Raw genomic sequence first — 23,751 nt, 5'->3', positions numbered from 1 at the left:
GTTGTCGTATTTATTCTGAAAGGCGAACATTAGAGGCAAGAAAAATCAATATGTTAAGACCCTTCAGCTTAACATTTCAATGAAAGATTCGATCCTGTTATGAGGTTGCTCGAGACCTTCTGCTGATGTAATCTCGGCTTCAATATTGATAGTCGGGACACCTGTTCTTTCTTTTATGATATCAGCGATCATCCTGGCTACGCCGGACTGATAGTTGCATCCCCATGCAAAATAGAAAATAGCTCCATCTGCTCTTGATTTTTTTACCTGCCGGGCAGTCCATTCAGCCCTTTCTTCGGTGGGTAGTTCATACGGGAACGATAAAATTGCTTCTGCCAGGTTCTCATAGGGATCACCTGTTTCTTTTACATCTGTGACAGCTTCGCTCCACCAGTCATCCTTGCCAATAATAACACCGCCTGCCCTGTCAACCCGTACGGCATTTGGTCCGACACAGGATCCGCATACCCAAAGCCTTACCGGGTCATCAGCCAGGCCGGTGCCTTTAACGCCGTGTTTGACCCTGTCTTTTGTCTCATCGCGCGTTTCTTCCAAAACATCAGTTGCTGCCGAGAAATCACCGCAGCCGTCTATACCAATAGATACGGTACTGCTGTGATCTACGCTGTTCGTAGGCGGAACTTTTGCTGACCATCTCAGTTCATAAGATTCACGCAGAAGCTGCCGGGCATGGTTTTCACGTTTTATCTCTTGTTTTAATTCATCTCTTAATTCTTCATCAGTGAGCTTTTTATTAGAAATTTTGTTAATTTTTGTTATCAGGGTTTCCAATTCTGTTATAAGGTACTCTTTTCTCCATTCACCCTGCTGCCCAACCGGAAAATCCACAAGATGGAGCGGAACGGTTGTTTTTCCGTGACGATGGGATTCGACAAGGTATGCCATGTCTGAGCAGCGAAGGCAAAGATAGGGAGCAACAAGATCAATGGGTACTAAATTTTCCTCAAGTGCTGCATGAGCCGCTATCTGGCCGCAGGAATCAACTGTCAGGGCTCTTCTTCCTCCTTCTAAGATGGACATGCCCCTCTGGTTGGATTGTCTCGTGTTCAGCCCTTCAACAATGTTACGGGCCCATCCATTCACGACTCCTGGCCTGACCGGTATGCTGCCTGCTGCATAGTAGGGTTCAACGGTCTGCCCGCCCTGTATGAATACTGCGGGAATGCCTTTTTTGTGTGACTCCATCAATCTATCCTTTAGGGTCAGATTAAGGTAATTGCGCTTGATGCCGCTGAATAAATTTGCATCAGTTGAGATGCCCCTGAAATAAATATTTGTATCAAAAGCGTTGGGAAATCTCACAGGCGCTTCCTTTGTCATGAAGTCCCATATTTCTGCAGCAGAAACCTGCCCCCCGTCACTAAATCTCAAACCATCGGTCTCTTTGAATGCCGGCCCTATTTCTTCAGGGTACCTGAATTGTGTTTTTGATTCGCTCATGCTTCCAACTCCAGAAGATTCTTGTTTTTTATTAACTCATTGTTATATCCTTTTATGAGAATAATCCATACTACACACTATTCTTATAATACAGTTTAGAAATCAGCAACAATAGCCATGTTTATTCCATAATCTGCATAGTTGCGGCAGTATTTTCCGATTCAATTCTATTTTTTCTTCTGTCTAAGAAAGTATAGATCGCCAGCATGCCAAATGGCACTATAAATGCAAGGAATATCGCCTGTACACCCAGGGCATCCCCTATCATTCCGGCAAGTGTAGGTCCTGTGATCGAACCCAGGGCGTTGCCAAAAGAAAAAAACCCCGCTATCTTACCTTTCTCCCCATCAATATTTCCAACCTCTGTAAAATTGATCAGGGTTATAAGACCGGTGCCTACGCCATTTACCAGAGAGGCTATACCCAGCGCGATAGAATCAGTCCCAATCCCTAAAAGAAGGAGCGAAAAGATAGTTGTAAGGTAAGCAAATAAATATAAACCATTATTGTTTTTCTGGAGGTATGTCCCCCCGAAGAATACAACAAACAATGTGGATACCCCTTTTATAGAGATAAGCGCCGCAGCTATGCCAGGGGATAGACCCAGGTCTTTGATCGCCAGCACGATTATAAAGGTTGTAAAGGTCATGAAAAATGCGGAATTCAAACCATTTTTTATAGTTGCGCTAACGAGGAGCTTATTCTTCGTAAGAGACTTATAATGGTTTGAAGTATCAATGAAGCTAATAATCTTTGGTTTTACCGGAGAGGTATTTTCGCGGTATAAGCGGGAGGATATTATAATAAGCGGTAAAAGCAGGAATGCGCTCGTTAATACAAAATAACTTGTATAACCCATGGCTAAAATCGCTATTCCCCCGATTAACGGACCGATTAACGCCGATCCTATGGTTATTGAGCCCTTAAAAAAGCCGGCTTTACTGACTCCGATAGTGTTCATATGTTTAAAAAAATCAGCATTGTTTGAGGTTGTCCTGATAGTTTTCGCTATCCCGTAGAACAACATTATTAACAGGAGAAAACTGGCATTGGTTGCAAATGAAATGGAAATTATTATCAAAGATCCGAATATACAACTTACAGAATACATCTTTCTTGAGCCAAAATAATCTATAAGAAATCCGGCAGGTAGAACTATCAGCAAATCCCCTATCCCTGTAAATCCTTTTATCAGGCCGATTTCAATAGAGGTTGCATTGAGACTGAGTGCATATATGGGAATGATAAAATTCATCATTCCAACAGCAATCCCTGAGCTGATGTTCACAAGCATAAAATTGATGAGAAGCTCATTTCGCTCAAAAAATTCCATGGCTAAACTCTGAAAAGAAGATATATAGTGTTATAGAAATCAGCAAGTGTTGTCATATCTATTTGGAAAAACGAATGTTTGTGGCAATGTTCCCGTATCGGTTATCAAATCCTTCATCTGGATATCAGGAATATCCCTGTCCGGGCAAAAAAATTTGGAAACATATTTATCATCCTGTTCTCCATAATAAAAGCTGAGCTTTTTATTTTTATATTCCTCTTTCTGCAATAATTCCTGAAATCCGATATACTCATGAAATGAAGATTTGGAGTTTCATACCATTCGTAGGGAAGCGATTGGGTAACTGGTGTCTGCCCTTTGAAAAATACCTGAAAGCGCGCCTTATAATGTGCGAAGTTGGGAAAACCGATAATGACTTCCTTCCCTACTCTTAATGCTTCCTTTAAAACCATATCCGGTTTTTTCACCTGCTGGAGACTCTGGTTCATAATGACATAATCGAATGACCGGTCGCCGTATTCCGAAAGCCCGTTATCTATATCCTGGTGTGAAACCCCGATCCCCAGGGCAACACATTCATATATTGCTTTCTCATCTATTTCGATCCCATGAGCCCTGACATCATTTTCCCTTATCAGGATAGAGAGCAGCTCACCTTTATGGCAGCCAAGATCCAGCACCGATGAGCCCGGTCTCACCATATCCATGATGATACTATAATCCAGTTTAAGAGAATCATTACCATATCCAGCCATGTTCATCCGCTATTCGTATCCGTGGACATTTTTCAGAAAATGCCTGATCAGGTGCGTCTCTTCATCCACTTCAAGCAGAAAAGCATCATGACCGTAAGTAGAATTTATCTCACAATACGTAGCCTCGACTCCTGCCAGTTTGCAAACCTTGAGGATTTCATTTGACTGGTAAACCGGATAAAGCCAGTCTGACTTAAATGCCATTATCAGGAATTTCGCAGTAATACCATTAAAAACTTCTAATAAAGTTTTCCCATTAGAAAGATCAAAATAATCCAGGGCTTTGGTAATATAAAGGTACGAGTTGGCATCGAATCTCTTTACAAAAATATCGCCATGATGATGGAGATATCCTTCCACTTCAAAATCAGCGCCAAATTTTGATAACTTTTTCCCATTTTTAAAACGCCTTCCGAACTTCTCACCCATGGAGGTATCGCTCATGTAAGTGATATGACCCACCATACGTGCAATAGCAAGCCCTTTTGCCGGGATTTTTCCTCCATAGTAATTTCCTCCCTTCCAGTCAGGATCAGCTATTATCGCCTGTCTTCCCACCTCGCCGAATGCGATCTGCTGCGGGGAATGTTTCAGGGTCGTGGCAATAGGGATCACGGATTTCACCCGATGCGGAAAAGATGCCGCCCATTGTAAGGCTTGCATTCCGCCCATCGAGCCGCCCACAACACTCAAGAGTTTTCCGATACCAAGATAGTCGATCAGATGCCGCTGGGCATTTACCATATCTTTTATTGTGATTACGGGAAAATCAAGCGCATATGGCCTTTTCGTCCCGGGGTCGATAGATGATGGGCCTGTCGAACCCATGCAGCCTCCGAGTACATTTGAGCATATTATAAAGTATTTATCAGTATCAAATGCCTTGCCCGGTCCTATCATAGTATCCCACCATCCGGGTTTATCCGCTCCTCTATGAAATCCCGCAGCATGAGCATCGCCGGAGAGCGCATGAAGAATAAGGATCGCATTGGTCTTCCGGGTATTGAGCTTCCCGTATGTCTCATAAGCAAGAGTAACAGGCCCAAGTCTCTCTCCAGACTCAAGTACCAGTGCATCCCGGGCAGCGAAGTTATAGTATTGTGTATCTACTATTCCTATTTCTCCGGAATGTATGCCTCTGGTATGTGTTCCTGTATGCCTGATCTCTGTATCCCCAGCTGCGGCAACCTGGCTCATAATTATAACTTTTGGAACTATTTTACAGCTGCTTTTAATGCCTGGTCAATATCAGCTTTTATATCATCCGCATTTTCAAGACCGATAGAAAGCCGGATATAATCTTCGAAGACTCCTGTTTCTTCCTGTTCTTTCCGGGCCAGTTGCTGATGTGTTGTGGAAGCAGGATGGATTACAAGGCTTCTTGCATCTCCGATGTTGGCAAGATGAGAGAAGAGCTTAACTGAATCAATGAATTTTTTTCCTGCTTCGTAGCCTCCTTTTATGCCAAAACCGACAATACCGCCGTAATGACCGTCCAGGTATCTGGATGCGATCTTATGATTTGGGTTATCAGTCAGGCCGGGATAGTTGACCCATTTGACCAGGGGATGCCCTTTGAGGAATTTTGCTATCTCAAGGGCATTGTCAGAATGCTTATTTACTCTTAATACAAGAGTTTCAAGTCCCTGTAAGAACTGGAATGCGTTAAATGGGCTCAATGCAGGGCCTAAATCCCTGAGAAGCTGTACTCTTACTTTTATTATGAAAGCCACATTTCCAAGCCCGGGGAAATTACCGAATGTATCCCAGTATTTCAATCCGTGATAGCTTGGGTCGGGCTCAGTAAATTCCGGGAATTTGCCGTTCCCCCAGTTGAACTTACCCGAATCAACAATTACACCGCCTACTGATGTCCCATGTCCCCCAATGTACTTTGTGGCAGAGTCTACGACTATGTCTGCCCCATGGTCTATTGGCCTGGCGATACCCACTCCGACTGTGTTATCAACAACAAAAGGTATGCCTGCATCGTGCGCTATCTTTGCGATGGCTTCAAAATCGGGCACATCCAATTTTGGATTGCCGATCGTTTCTGCATATATTGCTCTTGTCCTGTCGTTAATTGCTTTTTTGAATTCATCGGGTTTTGCAGAATCAACGAATTTTACCGTTCGTCCCAGTTTGGGGAATGTATGATGAAATAACTGGTATGTTCCGCCATAAAGATTATTTGCTGCAACTATCTCATCGCCCACCCTGGTGATAGCAAGAAGCGCAAGTGTCTCTGCAGCCTGGCCTGAAGCTACTCCAAGTGCCCCTGTCCCGCCTTCGACGGCAGCGATCCTTTTTTCAAAGATATCGGTCGTAGGGTTCATTATCCTTGTATAGATGTTCCCGAATTCTTTGAGAGCAAAGAGATTTGCCGCATGTTCTGAATTTTTAAAAACATACGATGTTGTCTGATAAATTGGTACAGCCCTTGCACCTGTAGCCGGGTCGGGATTCTCCTGTCCAACGTGTAATGCTATTGTTTCTAATCTATTTTTTGCCATTTTCTGTTCCTTCTTATTGTATATTTGTTAGATAAGTGATGGACGAGTATTCTTAAATATCCAGAGAATAAGGCGATAATTGCTGGGTTTGTTTCAAAAACAGAACGATTGAGGCAAAAAGCTTCAATAAAGAATATTCATTTTCTTGATATGTAAATTTCCTTTCCCGACATGGTTTTTAATTTCTTTTTTAGTTTTACAAGTTGATACCATTTGTATTGTGACATAACACTGCATGTCACCAGACCGAGCACAATCAGGTTTTGCATCAAGTAAATATTACTTTCATCTAATGTTAATCCCAGGATATCTTTCATTTGTATTATTGCATTCAGTAGAAACAGGAGACATCCGAAGGAGAGCAATATCCAGATATCCCTGAAGAACGATTCATTAAGAAATGCTTTAGCGCCCAATGTTTTTATATCTATTCGCGATCGCAATATGCTGGTTGTATAAATAACAAGATAAGCTCCTGCAATGGCCAATAGTATTGTAATTTGCTGGATAAGCGCTTTTATTGTGAACATCTTTATACCACCTTTTCTGTGTAATAATTTTCTTAACCCGGATAAGTTCTTAACTTATTTTTATCGTTTTTACGATGTTCTACCATATATATTCTGAGCATGTAAACAATTTTGTATTGTATCATATGTTACCGTTATAATTGCGAATAATTTTATATTAGAGTATAAAGGCAATTTATTCCTTCTATGTTACAGGATCGGAGGATTTCTGCATAAAATAGCCTGTTTAAGAGGTTTAAATATGTATGTCTGATTATTAGTTTATGCAGCTTCTGGCCTAAGTGAAATGTGCTAGGGAGTCACATTTCACTTCCTATCGCTCCATGCCGTTCTTTATTTCTTATAATATAGATTGTATTCGTTGGTGTATATATCAGCAGGTTTGAACTGCCCTTCTTTGATCTTCCCGTCCTTTACCAGCCAGTCTATCCAGAACTGCGCATCGCTATCCGCAAGGAGCGCGTGGTCTCTTACTCCGAAGCCCTTCCAGTATTTTGCAAGGTCAGGATTCCCGCCTTTATCTTTGAGTATCCTGACAGCCAGTTCCTGTGATTCTTCTGGATGTTCTTTTGCCCAGTCGGCTGCCTTTGCTATACCCTCTGTAAGGCGCCTTACAGCATCTGGCTTCTCCTTCAGGAACTTCTCTGACGTGAAAAGCACGCAGTGTGTCTGGTCTCCAATAATATCGTAATCCGAGAACAGCACTCTTACACCTTTCCCTTCTTCTATCTTGTCCACAACTACACCGAGCGGGGCGACAACATCCACCTGACCCTGTTTGAGCACCTGCTCATGTTTTGAAATGCCAATTGTTACAAACTGTACCTGGTCCGTGGATATTCCGTTTCGAGCGAGATATTCACGTGTAACATAATCAACATGCGCACCCGGTATATTTACAGCGATCTTCTTTCCGGCAAGATCTTTTGCATTCTTTATACTGCTGTTCTCAAGTACGATCCATTTTGATAAGAAAGGGGTTCCCTTATACCAGCTTTCTGGCGAATTGCCCATAGGAGCTGCAAACGCCGTAATTTCACTCCCCCTGGTTCTGGCGTTTATTATTGCAACCCATGCAGAATGACCTATATCTGTGCTGCCTGAAGCAACTGCCAGTATATCTTCGGGACCGCCGGTATATGAGCCCTCACGGATGAGATTTATGCCCTCAAGATATCCAAGTTCTTTTGCAAATTCATAAGGTTCAATAATTGTACTGGAAGACAGGTATCGTATCGTAATATCTTTCTGTGATCCGGTATCGCTTACTTGCGTGGTTTTTGTTTCCTGTTTAGGTTCAGCCGTTGTTTCCTTGATCCATAAAAGGCCAGCCGTCAATATTAAAGCAATGCCAATCAGGATTGTCGCAGTTTTTATATTTGTATTCATTTTAATTTCTCCTTATGTTATCGATATTTCTTCCTTCCATTTCGTAGTAGTTTTCTCAAGCCAGACAAGAGAATAATTAGTGATCAATCCAAGAAGCGCAAGCATAACGATCGCTGCATACATTTCAGGTATCATGAAATTATATTCCCAGTTGATCACTGAATACCCCAATCCCGATTTAGCCCCGATCATCTCGGCTGCCACAAGAACGATTACAGAATGAGTTGCGCTGAGCCTCAAACCGGTGATTATTGATGGCAGGGATGAAGGTATGACAACTTTCCTGAATAATGAAATTGAGGACGAACCCATTGAACGGGCGGATTTTATCAGCAGGGGATCAACACTTTTCACACCGTTGATGGTGTTCAGTAATATCGGCCACTGTGCACCCCAGAATATTACAGCGATTTTTGATACTTCCCCTATCCCCAGAAAAAGGATGAATACCGGAAAAAGGGATAAGGACGAAGTCTGCCTTAGCGTCTGCACCAGACCATCCGCGATTTCTTCAAAGTCTCTGTACCATCCCATGAAAAAACCAAGTGGTATCATTATTATCGTAGCAAGACCCAGTCCTGTAATAGCACGCTGGAGGCTGATGCTTGTATGGGTCCACAGTTCACCTGATACTGTAAGCCTCACAAGTGCTGCAAAAACTTCTGATGGCGGTGCAAAGTATGCTTTGCTGATTATGCCGCTTGCAGGCAGCAGTTCCCATAAAAGGAAAAAAACAAGCAGGGCGATGACTTTCCTAAGAGAACGCTTCAGGCCTGGCTTCTTCCCTGACAATGTTGCCCACCTCCTTTCTCAGTTCAATAAAATCCCCGGATGTCCTGGAATCCCCAGACCTTGGCCTGGGCAGTGGAATGTTGATCATCCGTTTAATTTTACCAGGGCGTGCTGACATGATAGCTACCCTGTCAGCCAGAAATACAGCTTCTTCAATGTTATGGGTGACAAATAACACAGTTTTTTTTGTTTCCTCCCAGATGCGCAAAACCTCACCCTGCAGCGTATCTCTTGTCTGTGCATCAAGAGCTGCGAAGGGTTCATCCATTAATAAAATAGCAGGATCATAAGCAAAAGCTCTTGCTATCGCCACGCGCTGCTTCATCCCGCCGCTGAGTTGATATGGATAATGATCCTCAAAGCCAGAAAGACCCACAAGAGAAATGTATCTTTTGCATATCTCATATCTTGTTTTCCCGGGGATACCTTTTTCTTCAAGCCCATACGATATGTTTTCTGTTACGGTTCGCCATGGGAACAGCGCATAACCCTGGAATACAATCCCCCTGTCATGATCCGGGCCGTTTACCGCTTTTCCGTCTATGTAGATGTTTCCGCATGATGGCTTTATCAGGCCGCCCAGGATCTCAAGGAATGTTGATTTCCCGCAGCCGCTCGGTCCAACGATGGCGAGGAATTCACCTGTCCTGACCTCAAGGTTTATTCCACCAAGTGCTTCCACACAGCCGTTCTTTCCGTTTTTGCTTTGGAAGACCTTCGTTATGTTCTCTACCTTCACTTTTATCATGTTCTTCCAGCCATCTCATCAAAATACAGATAATTCCGCGACAGGGGAAGCTCTTTCAAATGATCTTCAGTATAACCGTATTTCTGCCAGATATCAACAAGCTTCCTGCTCAGGTCAAGATGCCATGAAGGTTGAGGTGTCCTGTGCCCTTCCAGCTTTGAACCCGGGTTAGGTGTCCATGGCATGGGGAAAGCAAGTACATTCTTTGATGCAAGATATTCTGCACCTTTCAGGAATGATTCTTTCGACTCAAGACCTGAGACGAACATAGACCGGACTTTTCCATGCCCGAATATCCTGCCTGCATATTCCAGGGCTTTGCGATAATTATCCCAGCCGATAGCTCTTGCTTTTCCAGGGCAGATGCCTGCGAAAAGGTTCCTGTCCCATACTTCGAGGTTAAATGCAACCGAATCAAAACCTGCTTTTTTTAAGTTTTCGATCTTCTTAAGGTCAGTGGGAGCCGATATGACCACAGTACCTGGCACATGGTCATCTCCTGTACGCTCTTTTACCTCTTTTGCAACCTCAATATAATATTCATGTTCCTTTCCGTTCGGATGCATTCCGCCTGTCAGGAGAAGCTTATCTACAGCGTCTTCTTCGAGAGCTGCCTGGAAAGTTTCTCCGATATGTGCAGGTGTTTTCAAACCGATTACATCGCCGTTATATGTTTTCTTTGTATGCACAAGATTGCAGAACCAGCACTCTTCATTTGTTCTATAATAATTGCAATAGTTACTGTACGCTACGATAAGCGCATCTTTTGATACGTTCTGCCCGATCCGGGACATGAGAATCTCATCAGAGGTCTTTTTATCATAGAATCCAGGTCTCCTGTTGTATTTCACATCAAGAACATATTTTCCATTGTACTCAAGAAAGAGCGAGCCGTTGTTCATTTTTACAATAAAAGGCGAAGCGCTGTTCTTTTTGAATGGTACGAGCATCTTATCCTCGAATATGATCTCGGCGGGAAGTTTCTGGTGCTCATGCGATTCAAGGTCAAAGTCAAAGACACCGTGTATCTGCTCCTTATATTTTTCTCCCACGCCAGGAAGGGCAGAAGCGTCTATGTTTACGCCGTCCACTAATAGCTCTGCTTTAATTTCCAGTGCGCCAAGCTTCCTTCCGTTTACCTGATATTTATTCATTAAGCCATGAAAGGGAAGGATAGTATATGGATGTAGATAAATCAGCAAGTGTTGTCGTGTTTATTCTGAAAAAAGAAAGATTCAGGCAATATATCTTAGATTTTCTTACCTGCCGGGCATGCTATCATGCACTGGCTGCATGCTGAATATCCATACATGCTGTTGTGAGGCTTAATGACATCGTTGCATTTTTCCCACGCGATGCCCTCATCTGAAAGAGCTTTTCCCGGACATGCTTTGATGCATGCCTGGCATGATGGCGGACACAGTTTTTCTGCTTCATTTTTCGTAATTTTCTTATCGGGGTCAAGAATAGCATCAGTTATCACTGCGGCTACACGCTGCCTGGGCCCAAAGCGCGGTGTTATAAGAAGACGGCTCTTGCCGAGTATCCCAAGCCCGGCTTCAACAGCGGCGTGTCTTGTTGATATGCCAAACAGTTTAGGATATATGTTCATATAATCCCCGCTTTTCCTGAGTTCCGGATCAAAGTTGCCTATCCTGTGTGGCACAACGACTGCGCTGTATCCGTGATCGTCAAGAAGCCGCCCAATATCATAAGCGATCCGGTTATGATACATGTTCAGTGTAATATGGTGCAGTGCCGATAGCAAGAGGTTTGGTCTGATAGTATCCGGAAGCACACGCACACCGACCACTATCACTGATCTTGCACCTGGAAGCAGGTTTTCCGGACGTTTCTCTTCAGGATACTTTTCAAATCTGTCTATGCTGGCAATCCCTGTGAGATCAGCGCCAGCATTTTTAGCTGTTTTTTTTATTGTACCTGATGATATGCTCATTGAATATCTTTATTGAACAGCCTGGCGATTATTTCCAGTATCCTGAAATCAAAGAAATTATTCGTATGGGAAGGCGATACCACAATTGCTGTATCAGCACCCCTTCCATTTGCGCCTGTGCCGCCAACTGCGATGGTTTTTCCGGGAGGGATCGCGCCTCCGTCAAGGGCCATGATCGCTATTTCAACACAAACCTTCATGCCAGGACCGAAAAGAGATTTGAGGGATTCCGCCAGGACTTCGCTATGGGAAACACCTGAAAACTTCGTTGTGAAACTCTTTTCCAGGCCGGAAAGAGCATGCGACTGCTTAATAACCCCGATATCCAGTTTTTCTAACTCCGCGAATATTTTCGCATCAAATTCCCATACACCGGGTGTTCTGGAACCAGGGTGCGTGGAAACGATTACCAGATTTGTCTCTTTTCCCAGACGCTTTGCGAATTTCAGCCCGGTCCTGCCGCTTGTGCTGGCAACAACCACGCTTTTGATATCGCCTTCTTTTAACCTGTCCTGGACAAGATTGATAACCTCATCTGTATTTTCTGCACCTGCTTTTTCGAAATATGTTATTGATTTTTTTACCATTTTTATTCTTCCTAATATTTAGAAGTGAGTGATTTTTCCGGCTACCATTTATCTCCAAATAGGAAATGGCGTATATCACATTATGGATATCAGCAACTATCACCGCAAAAGTTCCAATTTCAGTATAATAAGGGTAGTATTAATCTTGCAGCGCGTAAATACTCAGTCCCTGTCCAAAATATGAATCATATACATGTTGATATACCACATCGCATTTGTGTTGAAATAATTCCTTAGTATAGATTCCTGGAAGTCCCTCATCCAAAATCACTTCGATGGATTGTCGAACAGCAGCCCTCGATTGCTGCCGTTTTCTCCAATCAAGTACAAGTTTCTCCCGTTGAAGTGCTTCCAGGATATCATGTGCCACTTTCTTGACCTCCTTTTCTTCCTTCTTGCTCAAGGTCATCTCTGGTTTCGTCAGCAGATCGAATATTGCCAGTTCTTCTTCTGTAAGATTCTCTGCTATTCCTCTCTTTTCTTCTGCATTAAGTCCCTGTGCGAATTCTACAAGCTTTTTGAAGAAAGCTTCCACATTATGGGAGCCTGAATTGTAATCATCGATCAGTTTCTGGAACTTCTCCAGGTAATTCACACGGCTTTTATTCAAGCGAACCATTTCCACTAATTTGCGATTGATGGCTCCCCTGAGTTTTTCTGTCTCAATCCGTTTATGGCTTTTCTCAAATTTAGCCTTCAGCACTTTAAAGTCTATCTGGCTTAAAATTTGATTTTTTCTTCAAGTTCCTTTTTCCCGGATTTTTTGCATTTTACCAGCTTAGCCTGTAAATCTTTATGATACGTTTTCCAATACTTTTGCACCTTATCGTACATTCGAACAGCAGTTGCTTTGTCTATGGAAACGACCATTGCCTTCCCAAATTGTCCCCGTCCCATGAAGTGAGAGACGATGTCCTCACATATCTTTTCCAGCCGATCATCTCTTGTAATCAGATGGTACTCACGTGCGAACTCGCGCTCAAGTTTATTCTCCTGGTCTGGATCGAGTTCGGCCTCTTCGATAAGAAGCTGAAGATCTTCGTTCAATTCCTTGTTGGCCAGTTGAAGCTCTGGTATGCGATTTTCATAATAAAGCGCAAGTGTGGCACCATCATCTATGGATTGCTTGAAGTTGTAGACGCTGATATAGTCCCCGAAAACATCTTTTGTCTTTTCTTCTCCAAAAATGAGAGGCGTTCCTGTGAAAGCGATAAATGCTGCTCCGGGAAGGGCATTTCGCATGTTCAGGGCAAGGGTATCATACTGGCTGCGGTGCGCCTCGTCAGTGATGACAATAATATCTTTACGAGCTGAAAGATCAGGATAGGTTTCACCCTTCTTTTTGTGGAATTTCTGGATCAGGGTGAATATGTAGCGGTGGTCTTCACGCAACAACTGCTTCAAGTGTTCTCCGCTATCTGCCTGCACCTGCTCCTCAGTCACGGCGCCTGTGCCGGCAAAGTTCTTGTATATCTGGTTATCCAGTTCCTGCCTGTCAGTCACGATAACGAATGTAAAATTTCCGGGAATTTTTCGAAGCACTTTCTGCGAGAAGAAGACCATGGAGTAGCTTTTCCCGCTGCCCTGTGTGTGCCAGAAGACACCGAGGCGCCCTCTATTATTTTCGATCTGGTTCAATGCCTCCGTAGCGTTATTTACACCAAGATACTGGTGGTTCTTCGCAACCAACTTCACTATCCCGCCGCTGGCTTCACTGAACAGCGTGAAATTTTCAATAATATTAAGAAGGTGCGCCGGCTCGCATGTTCCCCGGATCATTGTATCCAGTGGAACAATCCCTTCCTCGCCTTCGCTGTTTATCTTTTTCCACTCTGCAAAGTGCTCCCACCGGGCAGTCATACTGCCTATTTTGCTCTGGCTGCCATTTGAAAGGATAATTAAGCCGTTATACCAGAATATCTGCGGTATTGCGTTCTTGTAGTCGCGCAGGTTATCCCTGTATGCATGTTCCAGACGCTTGTGCGATGCCTTAAGTTCGATGAAGATCAGCGGCAAACCATTGACAAAGCCAACAAGGTCGGCACGGCGCTTGTACATCTCACCCGACACCCAGAACTGCGATGCAAGGAAGAAGTCGTTATTGGAAGGCTCGTTCCAGTCGATTACCCGGACATTTTCAACTGTCTCTTCGTTTTCTTTACCCCGGAACGAAACTTTCACGCCGTTCTTGAGTAAATGGTAAACATCGCGGTTGGCATTTGCAGGGCTCATGACGCTGCGGTCGCGTTTCAGTTCTTCGATGGCAAGTTCAACGGCTTCCGATGGAAGGTCGGGATTCAGGTGCACAAGAGCGGCGCGAAGGCGAGGAAGGAGGACTACTTCGCTTGTGGTTTCGCGTCCGAGTGTGCCGTGTACACCGAATTTTTCATGGAAGCAATTGGCGGTCTTCCAATTAAGCTCGCTGAAGAGTTCTATGGCTGGCTGCTCTACCAGTGAATCTTCGGAGTAGTCGCTCATTGCCATTCTTTATATTAGATGGATTTTTAAATATATATCAATTGTTGTCTCATGCCGTCGCCGCAAGCGCACCTTTAAGCGATACATTCAATTCACTCATCTGCACGGTCTTCGAGGCGTCCAGTATCTCTAATTCAAGTATTTTCTTCTCCTTTGAATAATGTACGATAATCCCTTCAGCAAGGTCAACGGAATCCACTGGTATACCTTCTCTGAGTCGTATTATCAGCACATCTGCGTCAGGAGAGTATTTTATCTGCAAATTTTCCACCTCCTTTAAAATATCTTTTCGCTGTTGGATAATATACCGTTATGAGAACCGGTAAATTAATATCATATTCATAGACTGCTCTAATTATATGTCCATTATATCTTTTATGAGCAATAAATCTATTATTATGACCGATCACAACTTCTTCCGGAAATAATAAAGTCTCAAGTACTTGTTCAGGTTTTAAATTCCATACGACGATGCGGTCTAATGAGTGCCATGTAAGTAACAATTCAACTTCTTTGGCTCCAACCTCGATATTATAAAGCCTGCCTTTTGTCCTGTCTTCAGTTCCAATAATTCTTAGCTTCATTAACCTCTCTTAGAAATAATATTAAGCTCAGGATCAACAATCCACCCTTCAAGCTCAAATCCCTCTGGAATACCATATGCATTTTCTTCCTGTTCAAAAGCCCATCCAGCTTGAATTGCGCAAAGCAAAGCATCGAGATAATCACCGGCAGGGTCATTGATAATTTTATTCGCTAAATATTCGTCAAATTTCACACGGAAGCCATAGTAAAATCTGATACAATCTGAATTCAATTTTTTCACGATCTCTCGCCGCGCATCTTCCAATAATGGAGTTTGCTTCTTTATAGTGTCACTTTTGTATTGAGGTTTGTAGATTAATTTCTTGGCAACAAGTTTTGGATACGCTTCAACTACGATCCTATTACTTCCATTTTCATTGCATGGGAGAATATTTACCCCTGAATTCAACAACCGCCGTGCACCTTCAAAGAACATCTTACCAACAGGAGGTCTAATTATATTCATCGGACTAATCGATTCTGCAATCCTGTCAGTCTCACGTTTTAGATGTTTTTGTCCTTCAGGTTGTTGTTTACAATATATTTTTATTTGTGCTTCAAAATTATCCTTTCCCATTTTATCTATTGCCCTGACATATGCTTTCCATGAGTGTAGCCATTTCAAATCGTCTATTAATTCTTTTGGCTGTCCAAATGGAAAGTCCATTCCTGCTATCCAATCTGTTCCATTGGCGAGAAATTCATCAAACTTCTCAAAGGTTTCCAGATTATTTATGCCGTTAAGATGCAAATATCCATTTTCAAGTGTGCAATCTGCACATGTAATAGGTTTTCTTTTACTCGGCGCGCTGGTGAAGTCTATGCCAAAGACTTTCATGCTGCCTCTGCTGGGATATTTATATCGAGCTTTTCCATGTCCACTTCGCCTGAGATGAGCTTGGGCAGCAGCAGGTCGCGGGTGCGGCGGAGGTTGGTCTGTCTAAATAGTGAAATAGCTATTCTTTCCAAGATTGGCTTGACTGTTCGGTTGATTTTTGATCTTAACTCTTCAGGCGGCATAACAATAGGCATATTTTCTAATGCTCCATCCCATACAGCATAAGGTATTGTGGTTCCTCGTGATTGCTTGCTGGAATAAGATACTGTAGATTCTTCAAAAAGGGTTAGCACCGCATAAGAATAGTTAATTTCCTCTATTGGACGTAGAACAAAACAGGTTGAACGAGTAGTACCATCAAATGGAGCCATAACAACTTTATGAAAATATGAACGCATTGCACCAAAAAGTATATCATATTTTTTAAATGAAAATAAGCTACTTTGTGCTTCACTTCCGGGTTTACTTTCCAACAATGCTAGAGATTTTCGTGGTAAACAGTCAATCGGAACATAGGGTAAATCAAGAGTTTGTGGTCCTGGTATTACTGATATCCTAACGTTTTTGACTATATCCCCTAATTTCTTAATTTTCCACCCCTCCGGCACCATCCCAAGCTCCGACTCCACCATCCTCACCGTCTCATGCCCCGGAAACCGAAACTTCACGAACCACTCGCGATAGAGCGCCTGCGTCATCTCTTCAAGGATTTTGATGCGCCGCGTGTTGTTCTCGATGAGGTCGTCGTAGGCGCTGAGGATGGCGGCGATTTTGCGCTGGGTGGGGAGAGGGGGCACTAGAAAATCGAAAGTTAATAATTTATCAAGGCTAAGGTTATCTTGCGTTGTTCCCTTCGAAACATTTTGCATCCGTAACTTCATCGTATCCATGCAATATTTTACAAAGCGCACATCCGCTTTTTTTGGATCAGCAACGAAGCCAACGATACTATCTGGAAAGCATGCCTCAATTTTAAGGATTGCAGTTTCCGCAATGTTAGCGGCTATCGTTATTAAAAGCGTTTCTGGCCTCCATAACTTACTTTGGGACAAGCCATTTTCGTTATATGTTTGGCTATACTGCGAGATGTATAGATTCGCAGCTTTAACCTCACCAGTCTGGATGAAAGGATATTTGCCCCCATACAAAGATGGATCATCTCTTGGGCGATGCTTTGATTTGCCTCTTCCAATGAAACCCAAATCGTCAAGTTTTCTATAATTCCAACCAGGTTTTAGAACAACATTCATCTTCCCACCCCCTCTGGTAGCTTCGCAATCTGTTGCCGCGCCACAAGCGAGTTCATAAGATCCGACAGGATAACAGGATTAACAGGATTAAAAGCATATCCTGTAAATCCTGTTAATCCCGTCTGAAAAATCACATCAATAAAAAACCGCAGATGAACGCTGATAAACGCAGATGTACTTGCGCCGGATGGCGGATTTTTCAGAGAAGGGCAGACGTGATGGAACACGGATTTCACGGATAACACAGATGCACACGGATTAAAATTATCCGTGAAAATCCGCGCAATCCGTGTCATCCGTGTTCTAAACTGCTGCGCTTTGCGTCCTTTGCGGTGGGCAGCGCCAAAATACGTTATGGAAAAGAGCCTGTCACTAAAGAAACTTGTAAAATCCGTTACGGCTTCTCTAAACCCACATGCGACCATCATTATACCCCTTCCAGAAGCTTCGCGGCATGAATTAAGATGAAACGGTTTTCGCACTAATTTTTCCAGGCATCAGTCCTTTCTTTTTTCGGGCGGGCACATCATCAGCATATTTATACGAAACGATCTTTGTTTCATGAGGCCCTTCCCACTCGTCTGGTTTGATAGGCGATGCTTCTATATCTTTTATCGCCTTTTCTCTCTCTTCTTTAGTGTATTTTTTCATTGATACTACTTTTTACATCTTTCCCTATATAAATTCTTATAGCCATCCGAAGGCTCATAGGCAGTAAGCAGATAAAAGCTCTGAGTAGATTGCTGTATCAGCACCACCATAAGGATTTTGCCATGAGATTCACCCAATATAGTATATCTTGTTTCTCCAGCGGTCTTAATCTTCCTGGAATAGGTCAACCCATTAAGTACATTAAAAACATCGGAAATGCTCACACCATGCCTTTTTATATGGTCTTCAGCATCAGGTCCCGCTATTAACTCAATCTTTTTCCAGTGAACCATTTAAGCCTGAATAGTTTACACCTGTTTTAATACTTTCGAAATAGGTATAAAATCTATTAGTGTTACAATTGCTTAATTTGCCAGACAGTGTATAGCAATTCTGAAAACTAAGGTAAAAACTGTTTCATATTTTGTAGATTCTGCTCTGATGCGCGCGGATTTGCAGTATCCGTGGAAATCCGTTCGATCCGTGTCATCCGTGTTCCAAACTGCGGCTGTGCTTTGCGTTCTTTGCGAACTTTGCGGTGAGCGGTGCCAAAATGAGGATGAGATAGCTTCCTCATGAGCCTTAAATGATACTTCATATTTCTCGCACCAATGGTGAGAGAATTACAATGTAAGAGAATTCTGCAACCATTTGCTGCAGTTTTTCATCAGGGGTAAATTTCTGCCACCATTGGTGGCATAAATAACGAATATAATTGGACGAACTTAATTTGGCAGACAGTGTCTGCTGATTTCTGAAGATGATGTGAAAAACCAACATGTTTTTAAAATTGCTAATTGCACTCATTGTACCTCTAACAATTTGGATACATTCTCCGATATCCGCCCTTCCAGTTCCCGCGCCTCAACATTAAGCGTTTCAAGCTCCTCATTCAACTCTTCCAATCTCTCCTTGAAATCAAAATCATCGGCCTCACGCTCAGCCACACCCACATAGCGACCAGGATTCAGGCTCCAGCCCTGCGCTTCGATCTCTGAAAGCGCAGCTACTTTGCAAAGACCGGGAACATCAACATACTTACCCTCCGGGAACTTCTCTTTCAACGTCGGCACACTGCCGCTCGTTGTTTCCGGCTGCTCACCTCGATAGAGCCGCACGATGTTAGCAAGAAACTCAATCTGGTCAGGAGTAAAATCCCGATGAGCGCGGTCAACCTGATAGAAGATGTGCCTTGCATCCAGAAAGAGGACTTTGTCCTTGCGCGGCGTTTTAGCCTTGCCTCTTTCAAGGAACCAGAGCGTGCACGGCAGAGTGACTGTGTAGAAGAAGTTTGATCCTACAGCAACTATCACATCCACCGCGCCAGCTTCAATAAGGTCTCTTCTGATATCCTGCTCGCTTCCGCGGGCGTCGCTTGCAGAGTTCGCCATCACGAATCCAGCATGTCCGCTCTCATTCAGGGCGCTGTAGAATATCTGGATCCAGAGGTAGTTGGCATTATCTGGCTTCGGCATACCAAAGGGAAAGCGGGGGTCATCCTTGATCCGTTCCTTATCCACCCTGTCAACGTTAAACGGCGGATTTGCCATTACGAAATCGAACTTGCCTGTGCTTTTGTGAATATCTTCGTAGTAGCTGTTGCCTTCACGAATATCGCCAGAGAGACCATGTACAGCAAGGTTCATTTTGCACAGGCGCACAGTTTCAGCGGTCTTTTCCTGGCCATAAACGCTGATCTCAGCATTCGGATTCTTCTTATGGTTTCCCACAAAACGCGCACTCTGGACGAACATACCGCCTGAACCGCACGCAGGGTCAAAGATGCGTCCATGGTAGGGTTCGATGACCTCCACGATGAGTTTAACAATAGAAGTAGGTGTAAAGAACTCGCCACCTTTCTGTCCTTCGCTCATGGCGAATTTACCCAGGAAATACTCATATATCTTGCCAAAAGCATCGCCTTCGATGTCCATGGGTACAGAGTTGAAAGTCTTTAATAACTCCACGAGAGTGCGGTTATCGAGATGGTTATATGTCTTGGGCAGGATATCCTTGAGCTCTTCGTTCTCTGCTTCAATGGCGCGCATGGCTTCGTTGATGGCTTTTCCTATATCTGCGCCTTCGGGCAGGTTAAGAAGCCTGGAGAATCTTGAGGCTTCAGGAAGGTACAGGACACCACGCGCCTGATAATCGGTTTTGCTAACGGCTCTTCGACCCGTGCTTTTGCCATCAAGTTCCTGCTTTGCCGTGGTGAACTTGTGATCAGCATAACGCAGGAATATAAGACCAAGAACAGGGACTGAATATTCCGATGATTTCAATTTAGAATTAGCCCGAAGCTCGTCTGCGGCAGACCACAGGCGTTTTTCGATCTCGTTATGATTTCCTGCCATAGTACACTAGATGTCTCCTTTTTTATCGACCCGCCATAGAAGATGGTCTTCCTTATTCATACAACTTAGTATATATTTATAAGCATGTTGTTTTAAAAAAATAGTTTCAGATCATCCTATCAACGTGGAGGTTTATTATAAAGAGCCTGCTGCTCTTGATGAGAGCAGGGAAAATAGCCAGTTGATGGCTATTTTTATCATCAGGTTCGATTCAATATATTACTCGCGGTTTCAACACCCTGCCCTATATTCTTAATGATTCCATTCCGGTGAAGCACGATTTCCAGGGCAGAAACGGTGCCCAGGATATCCGGTTTACTTATGTTACCCATGCTTGCGATCCTGAATATTTTACCTTCAAGCGGTCCCTGCCCGCCTGAAACCTGGATACCAAGCTCTTTTATCCCGCCGCGAAGTTTCTTATCGTCAATGCCTGCTGGTATTTTGATAGCTGTTACGGTGTTAGAGTATCTGCTGTGTTCATTCAATTGCGGGAACAGCTGCACATTCATTGCGACAGCCGCCGCACGGATCGCTTCCGCAAACCTTGCATGTCTTTTTATCCGGGCTTTGAGTCCTTCCTCTTTTACAATACGAAGAGCCTCATGCAGCGCAAAAAACAACGGTATTGCAGGAGTATAAGGCGTTTCAGCGATCTCCCTGTTCGCTGATTTCCTGTAAGTCTTCAAATCCATGTAATAAGGCGGCTTCTTAACTATCGATGCCCATGCTTTTTCACTTACCGATATCGCAGATAATCCCGGAGGGGCGCCTATGCATTTCTGTGAACCGACAACAGCGATATCCACACCCCATTCATCCACAAGAACTTCATCACCTCCGATAGTCGTTACCCCATCCATGATGAAGAGCGCCCGTATTTCTTGGCAAGTTTTCCAACCTCTCTTGCCGGGTTCCTGATGCCTGTAGAAGTGTCGTTATGAACAAGCGTAACAGCTTTTGCACCTTCTGCCAGGGCACTTTCAACTTTATCCAGTTCTATTGGTTCACCTTTTGTCCAGTCAAATTTTACAGGATTTACTTTGCCATAGCGCTCCCCGATCTCCCTGAACCTTTCCCCGAATTTGCCATTTTCGATGGTTACAAGCGTATCGTTTTCATCGATAACATTCCCTATAGCAGCTTCCATTGCGCAGCTGCCTGAACCGCTCAGGATAAAAATATCGTCCCTGGTCCCGAAAAGTTCAGCCAGTATTTGCCTTGATTCAGTGTATATTGTACCGAACTCCCGGCTTCGGTGATTTATCATGGATTTTGTCATCGCCCGAAGTATTCTCGGAGCAACAGGCACAGGGCCGGGTATCATCAGTAGCGTATTTTCCAGATCCATATTTTACCTCATTATGAAATTAATATAATTCTTTTTTATTCATTATTTTTTAATATTGAAGATCCATGACGTGATAATTAACATAAAGCCTGAAAAAGCGCTTACGATCAACAGGTCATAAGACAGGGAGAACTGGCCTTCATTAAGTATGATCCCCCGGATCGCGTCCACACCATATGTAAGGGGGTTTAACAAACTCAGGGTTTGTAACCACGAAGGGGCATTTGAAAGTGGGAACAAAGCGCCGCTTAAGAAGAATGTTGGCATTATTATAAAACTCATTATAGTCTGGAATCCTTCAAAGCTGTCTATGATCGAAGCTATGAAAAGCCCGAAAACATCAAACCCCAGCGAGATAAAAAGCATTATTGGCAGGATCTTGATAAAATTCCAGGGGGATATATAAATATGAACAATAAAGGATAACAAAAGCAACATAATACCCTGTGAAAGAGCGCTTGTAGCTCCTCCAAGTGCCTTACCTATCACGATCGAAGTCCTGGATATCGGAGAAACAAGGATCTCTTTTAAAAACCCGAACTCGCGATCCCAGATAACGGAAATACCTGAACGCATGGATGTAAAGAGCAGTGTCATTCCTACGATCCCAGGAAAAATATATGCGCTATACCCTGAGCTTACCACTCCTGTCCTGAGATTTATTCCCATACCGCCGCCAAATATGATAAGCCACAGTAACGGGGTTGTCATGGCGCTTGCGAAATGTATCCTTTCACGGTAGAACTTGATTATCTCCCGCAGCCATATTGAATATATCCCGCGCAATTCTTGTCTCATCTTCCCCTCCGCGCCCGCTTATACATGCTGATGAAATTATCATTCTCTTCATCGCGGATATTTTTGCCAGTATGGTGCAGGAAAACATCATGGAGGGTCGGTTCATCAATATTGATAGAATCTACCGGAATATGCAGATCCTGTGCAATATTGATTATTTGCGGCGCATTCCGTCCTCCATGTCTTACATTCAGACTCAATGAATTCTGTGTTACCTGCATTTGAAGGATAAAGTCCTGCCCGGAAAGCCCGGTTGCGAGTTTGTCGGGCAGCTTGGTGGTTACAATGATATTATCTCCTGTCAGGAAACTTTTAAGTTTTTGCGGTGTATCCCTTACCTTGATCACCCCATGATCGATGATGGCTATATCATCGCAAAGAAGGTCGGCTTCGTCCATGTAATGTGTTGTCATGATTATAGTTAATTTTTCTTTTTCTGCAAGCGTTTTAATATAATCCCATATGTGTTCCCGGGTCTGCGGGTCCAATCCGATGGTGGGCTCATCCAGGAATAATATTTCAGGATGGTGGATAAGACCGCGTGCCATCTCAAGACGCCGTATCATGCCGCCTGAAAAAGTCCTGACAAGAGAATCAGCCCTGTCTTCAAGCTCCACAAGCCGCAGGACTTCCTGGATACGCCTTTCCATAATACCTGATGGAACATCATAAAGCATGGAATGGAATCTCAGGTTCTCGCGTGCCGTGAGCCTGTCATCCACGCTTATGCTCTGGAAGACTATTCCAATGCTCTGCCTTACCTTAGCGGAATCCCTGATAATGTCATACCCATTCACAGTTGCAGAACCCGATGTGGGATTTATGATGGTGCACAGCATCGAAAGTATGGTGCTTTTTCCTGCGCCGTTCGGGCCGAGGAGACCAAAGATCTTTCCTTTTTCTACCTTGAGGTTAAGATTATTTACTGCCACCAGGGTTTTATATTTTTTTGTGAGGTTTGTTGTCTCTATTGCGTACATTTTTCTCTCCTGGCATATAAACTCCTAAACATGTACTGACTTATATAACCCTATAGAAATCAGCAACTATGGCTACATTATTTCCATAATCCGTATGATTACGGCAATATTTTCCGAATCAATTCAACATTTTAATATTCACGGATCCGTGCGCACCCGCGTCATCCGCGCAATCCGTGTTCTATCTCATGGTTTTTCTCTTAACCGATGACGAATGAAGCGTTTTCTTTCCTTGCCCGTTAAGGACATGGCCAGGAGGCACAAATATAAATTCCGCCTCTCTATCTCCAACAAATCTAAAATTATATTGTATAGTTTCCTAAATTCCCGAAAATTTTTCAGACGCCGAATAAGAAAGAGCGATTACTCGCTCTCCCTCTTCTAAGAACCGTACGTGCGACTTTCACCGCATACGGCTCAAGCCTTTCATAACCCTTTCT

The 23,751-nt window shown here is 43.5% G+C and carries 23 protein-coding genes and 2 pseudogenes; all 25 read right to left on the bottom strand.

All coding sequences use genetic code 11. The features are described 5' to 3' along the window. Positions 1–63: 63 nt before the first annotated feature. On the bottom strand, positions 64–1,461 hold the full coding sequence (locus tag FIB07_15565; protein NJD54268.1) for a 2-hydroxyacyl-CoA dehydratase: 1,398 nt from the start codon (positions 1,459–1,461) through the stop codon (positions 64–66). A 121-nt stretch (positions 1,462–1,582) separates the two neighbouring features. Next, positions 1,583–2,794, bottom strand: a complete 1,212-nt coding sequence (locus FIB07_15560) for an MFS transporter (GenBank protein NJD54267.1) — start codon at positions 2,792–2,794, stop codon at positions 1,583–1,585. Between the two features lie 113 nt (positions 2,795–2,907). Then, positions 2,908–3,510 (bottom strand): methionine biosynthesis protein MetW, encoded by a 603-nt coding sequence (gene metW / locus FIB07_15555; protein NJD54266.1) that lies wholly within the window; start codon positions 3,508–3,510, stop codon positions 2,908–2,910. A 9-nt stretch (positions 3,511–3,519) separates the two neighbouring features. Continuing rightward, a complete protein-coding gene (locus FIB07_15550; protein ID NJD54265.1) occupies positions 3,520–4,707 on the bottom strand; it encodes a homoserine O-acetyltransferase in 1,188 nt (395 codons plus the stop codon). 17 nt (positions 4,708–4,724) lie between these two features. Further along, complete coding sequence (locus tag FIB07_15545) at positions 4,725–6,023, bottom strand: O-acetylhomoserine aminocarboxypropyltransferase/cysteine synthase (GenBank protein NJD54264.1); 1,299 nt, start codon at positions 6,021–6,023, stop codon at positions 4,725–4,727. A gap of 137 nt (positions 6,024–6,160) precedes the next feature. Beyond that, positions 6,161–6,553 (bottom strand): hypothetical protein, encoded by a 393-nt coding sequence (locus tag FIB07_15540; GenBank protein NJD54263.1) that lies wholly within the window; start codon positions 6,551–6,553, stop codon positions 6,161–6,163. A 333-nt stretch (positions 6,554–6,886) separates the two neighbouring features. Beyond that, positions 6,887–7,942, bottom strand: coding sequence for an ABC transporter substrate-binding protein (locus FIB07_15535; GenBank protein NJD54262.1), 1,056 nt, complete (start codon positions 7,940–7,942; stop codon positions 6,887–6,889). A gap of 12 nt (positions 7,943–7,954) precedes the next feature. Further along, the gene (locus FIB07_15530) at positions 7,955–8,734 is read right to left on the bottom strand and encodes an ABC transporter permease (protein NJD54261.1); all 780 of its coding nucleotides are present in this window, start codon (positions 8,732–8,734) and stop codon (positions 7,955–7,957) included. Then, positions 8,697–9,482 carry an ABC transporter ATP-binding protein gene (locus FIB07_15525; protein ID NJD54260.1) on the bottom strand — a complete coding sequence of 262 codons (786 nt, stop codon included), beginning with the start codon at positions 9,480–9,482 and terminating at the stop codon, positions 8,697–8,699. The genes FIB07_15530 and FIB07_15525 overlap by 38 nt, the downstream gene beginning before the upstream one ends. Next, positions 9,479–10,636 carry a radical SAM protein gene (locus FIB07_15520; protein NJD54259.1) on the bottom strand — a complete coding sequence of 386 codons (1,158 nt, stop codon included), beginning with the start codon at positions 10,634–10,636 and terminating at the stop codon, positions 9,479–9,481. Before FIB07_15520 ends, FIB07_15525 begins: the two co-directional genes overlap by 4 nt. 95 nt (positions 10,637–10,731) lie before the next feature. Continuing rightward, complete coding sequence (locus tag FIB07_15515; GenBank protein NJD54258.1) at positions 10,732–11,439, bottom strand: epoxyqueuosine reductase; 708 nt, start codon at positions 11,437–11,439, stop codon at positions 10,732–10,734. After that, a complete protein-coding gene (locus FIB07_15510) occupies positions 11,436–12,026 on the bottom strand; it encodes a hypothetical protein (protein ID NJD54257.1) in 591 nt (196 codons plus the stop codon). The genes FIB07_15515 and FIB07_15510 overlap by 4 nt, the downstream gene beginning before the upstream one ends. Before the next feature lie 139 nt (positions 12,027–12,165). Further along, a pseudogene (locus FIB07_15505) lies at positions 12,166–14,504 on the bottom strand (HsdR family type I site-specific deoxyribonuclease). 49 nt (positions 14,505–14,553) lie between these two features. Continuing rightward, complete coding sequence (locus tag FIB07_15500) at positions 14,554–14,766, bottom strand: DUF2283 domain-containing protein (protein NJD54256.1); 213 nt, start codon at positions 14,764–14,766, stop codon at positions 14,554–14,556. Beyond that, entirely contained in the window at positions 14,744–15,088 is a 345-nt protein-coding gene (locus FIB07_15495) for a DUF4258 domain-containing protein (protein NJD54255.1), read from the bottom strand. The genes FIB07_15500 and FIB07_15495 overlap by 23 nt, the downstream gene beginning before the upstream one ends. Continuing rightward, complete coding sequence (locus FIB07_15490) at positions 15,088–15,927, bottom strand: DUF429 domain-containing protein (protein NJD54254.1); 840 nt, start codon at positions 15,925–15,927, stop codon at positions 15,088–15,090. Before FIB07_15490 ends, FIB07_15495 begins: the two co-directional genes overlap by 1 nt. Then, positions 15,924–17,177, bottom strand: a complete 1,254-nt coding sequence (locus FIB07_15485; GenBank protein ID NJD54253.1) for a restriction endonuclease subunit S — start codon at positions 17,175–17,177, stop codon at positions 15,924–15,926. Before FIB07_15485 ends, FIB07_15490 begins: the two co-directional genes overlap by 4 nt. Further along, positions 17,174–17,605, bottom strand: coding sequence for a hypothetical protein (locus FIB07_15480; protein ID NJD54252.1), 432 nt, complete (start codon positions 17,603–17,605; stop codon positions 17,174–17,176). Before FIB07_15480 ends, FIB07_15485 begins: the two co-directional genes overlap by 4 nt. Before the next feature lie 31 nt (positions 17,606–17,636). Further along, on the bottom strand, positions 17,637–17,828 hold the full coding sequence (locus tag FIB07_15475; GenBank protein ID NJD54251.1) for a hypothetical protein: 192 nt from the start codon (positions 17,826–17,828) through the stop codon (positions 17,637–17,639). Between the two features lie 5 nt (positions 17,829–17,833). After that, entirely contained in the window at positions 17,834–18,121 is a 288-nt protein-coding gene (locus tag FIB07_15470) for a BrnT family toxin (GenBank protein ID NJD54250.1), read from the bottom strand. A 107-nt stretch (positions 18,122–18,228) separates the two neighbouring features. After that, complete coding sequence (locus tag FIB07_15465; GenBank protein NJD54249.1) at positions 18,229–18,426, bottom strand: hypothetical protein; 198 nt, start codon at positions 18,424–18,426, stop codon at positions 18,229–18,231. A gap of 205 nt (positions 18,427–18,631) precedes the next feature. After that, positions 18,632–20,182 (bottom strand): SAM-dependent DNA methyltransferase, encoded by a 1,551-nt coding sequence (locus FIB07_15460; GenBank protein ID NJD54248.1) that lies wholly within the window; start codon positions 20,180–20,182, stop codon positions 18,632–18,634. A 200-nt stretch (positions 20,183–20,382) separates the two neighbouring features. Further along, positions 20,383–21,533: pseudogene (locus FIB07_15455) on the bottom strand (alanine--glyoxylate aminotransferase family protein). Between the two features lie 42 nt (positions 21,534–21,575). After that, positions 21,576–22,331 carry a daunorubicin ABC transporter permease gene (locus FIB07_15450; protein NJD54247.1) on the bottom strand — a complete coding sequence of 252 codons (756 nt, stop codon included), beginning with the start codon at positions 22,329–22,331 and terminating at the stop codon, positions 21,576–21,578. Further along, entirely contained in the window at positions 22,328–23,311 is a 984-nt protein-coding gene (locus FIB07_15445; protein ID NJD54246.1) for an ATP-binding cassette domain-containing protein, read from the bottom strand. Before FIB07_15445 ends, FIB07_15450 begins: the two co-directional genes overlap by 4 nt. Positions 23,312–23,751 lie beyond the last annotated feature (440 nt).

It is taken from the genome of Candidatus Methanoperedens sp. (genome assembly GCA_012026795.1).
Classification (GTDB): domain Archaea; phylum Halobacteriota; class Methanosarcinia; order Methanosarcinales; family Methanoperedenaceae; genus Methanoperedens.
Note: the sequence above shows the minus strand (reverse complement) of the source record. Positions and strands in the feature narration are given on the sequence as shown.

Excerpts from the sequence above, each read along its gene's own strand:
- FIB07_15550 (NJD54265.1), bottom strand. The coding sequence starts at position 4,707 with ATGAGCCAGGTTGCCGCAGCTGGGGATACAGAGATCAGGCATACAGGA.
- FIB07_15470 (NJD54250.1), bottom strand. The coding sequence starts at position 18,121 with ATGGTTCACTGGAAAAAGATTGAGTTAATAGCGGGACCTGATGCTGAA.
- FIB07_15520 (NJD54259.1), bottom strand. The coding sequence starts at position 10,636 with ATGAATAAATATCAGGTAAACGGAAGGAAGCTTGGCGCACTGGAAATT.
- FIB07_15545 (NJD54264.1), bottom strand. The coding sequence starts at position 6,023 with ATGGCAAAAAATAGATTAGAAACAATAGCATTACACGTTGGACAGGAG.
- FIB07_15515 (NJD54258.1), bottom strand. The coding sequence starts at position 11,439 with ATGAGCATATCATCAGGTACAATAAAAAAAACAGCTAAAAATGCTGGC.
- FIB07_15525 (NJD54260.1), bottom strand. The coding sequence starts at position 9,482 with ATGATAAAAGTGAAGGTAGAGAACATAACGAAGGTCTTCCAAAGCAAA.
- FIB07_15535 (NJD54262.1), bottom strand. The coding sequence starts at position 7,942 with ATGAATACAAATATAAAAACTGCGACAATCCTGATTGGCATTGCTTTA.
- metW (NJD54266.1), bottom strand. The coding sequence starts at position 3,510 with ATGGCTGGATATGGTAATGATTCTCTTAAACTGGATTATAGTATCATC.
- FIB07_15490 (NJD54254.1), bottom strand. The coding sequence starts at position 15,927 with ATGAAAGTCTTTGGCATAGACTTCACCAGCGCGCCGAGTAAAAGAAAA.
- FIB07_15485 (NJD54253.1), bottom strand. The coding sequence starts at position 17,177 with ATGAATGTTGTTCTAAAACCTGGTTGGAATTATAGAAAACTTGACGAT.
- FIB07_15460 (NJD54248.1), bottom strand. The coding sequence starts at position 20,182 with ATGGCAGGAAATCATAACGAGATCGAAAAACGCCTGTGGTCTGCCGCA.
- FIB07_15540 (NJD54263.1), bottom strand. The coding sequence starts at position 6,553 with ATGTTCACAATAAAAGCGCTTATCCAGCAAATTACAATACTATTGGCC.
- FIB07_15560 (NJD54267.1), bottom strand. The coding sequence starts at position 2,794 with ATGGAATTTTTTGAGCGAAATGAGCTTCTCATCAATTTTATGCTTGTG.
- FIB07_15510 (NJD54257.1), bottom strand. The coding sequence starts at position 12,026 with ATGGTAAAAAAATCAATAACATATTTCGAAAAAGCAGGTGCAGAAAAT.
- FIB07_15465 (NJD54249.1), bottom strand. The coding sequence starts at position 18,426 with ATGAAGTATCATTTAAGGCTCATGAGGAAGCTATCTCATCCTCATTTT.
- FIB07_15450 (NJD54247.1), bottom strand. The coding sequence starts at position 22,331 with ATGAGACAAGAATTGCGCGGGATATATTCAATATGGCTGCGGGAGATA.
- FIB07_15495 (NJD54255.1), bottom strand. The coding sequence starts at position 15,088 with ATGAAGCTAAGAATTATTGGAACTGAAGACAGGACAAAAGGCAGGCTT.
- FIB07_15565 (NJD54268.1), bottom strand. The coding sequence starts at position 1,461 with ATGAGCGAATCAAAAACACAATTCAGGTACCCTGAAGAAATAGGGCCG.
- FIB07_15445 (NJD54246.1), bottom strand. The coding sequence starts at position 23,311 with ATGTACGCAATAGAGACAACAAACCTCACAAAAAAATATAAAACCCTG.
- FIB07_15480 (NJD54252.1), bottom strand. The coding sequence starts at position 17,605 with ATGATGGTCGCATGTGGGTTTAGAGAAGCCGTAACGGATTTTACAAGT.
- FIB07_15475 (NJD54251.1), bottom strand. The coding sequence starts at position 17,828 with ATGAAAAAATACACTAAAGAAGAGAGAGAAAAGGCGATAAAAGATATA.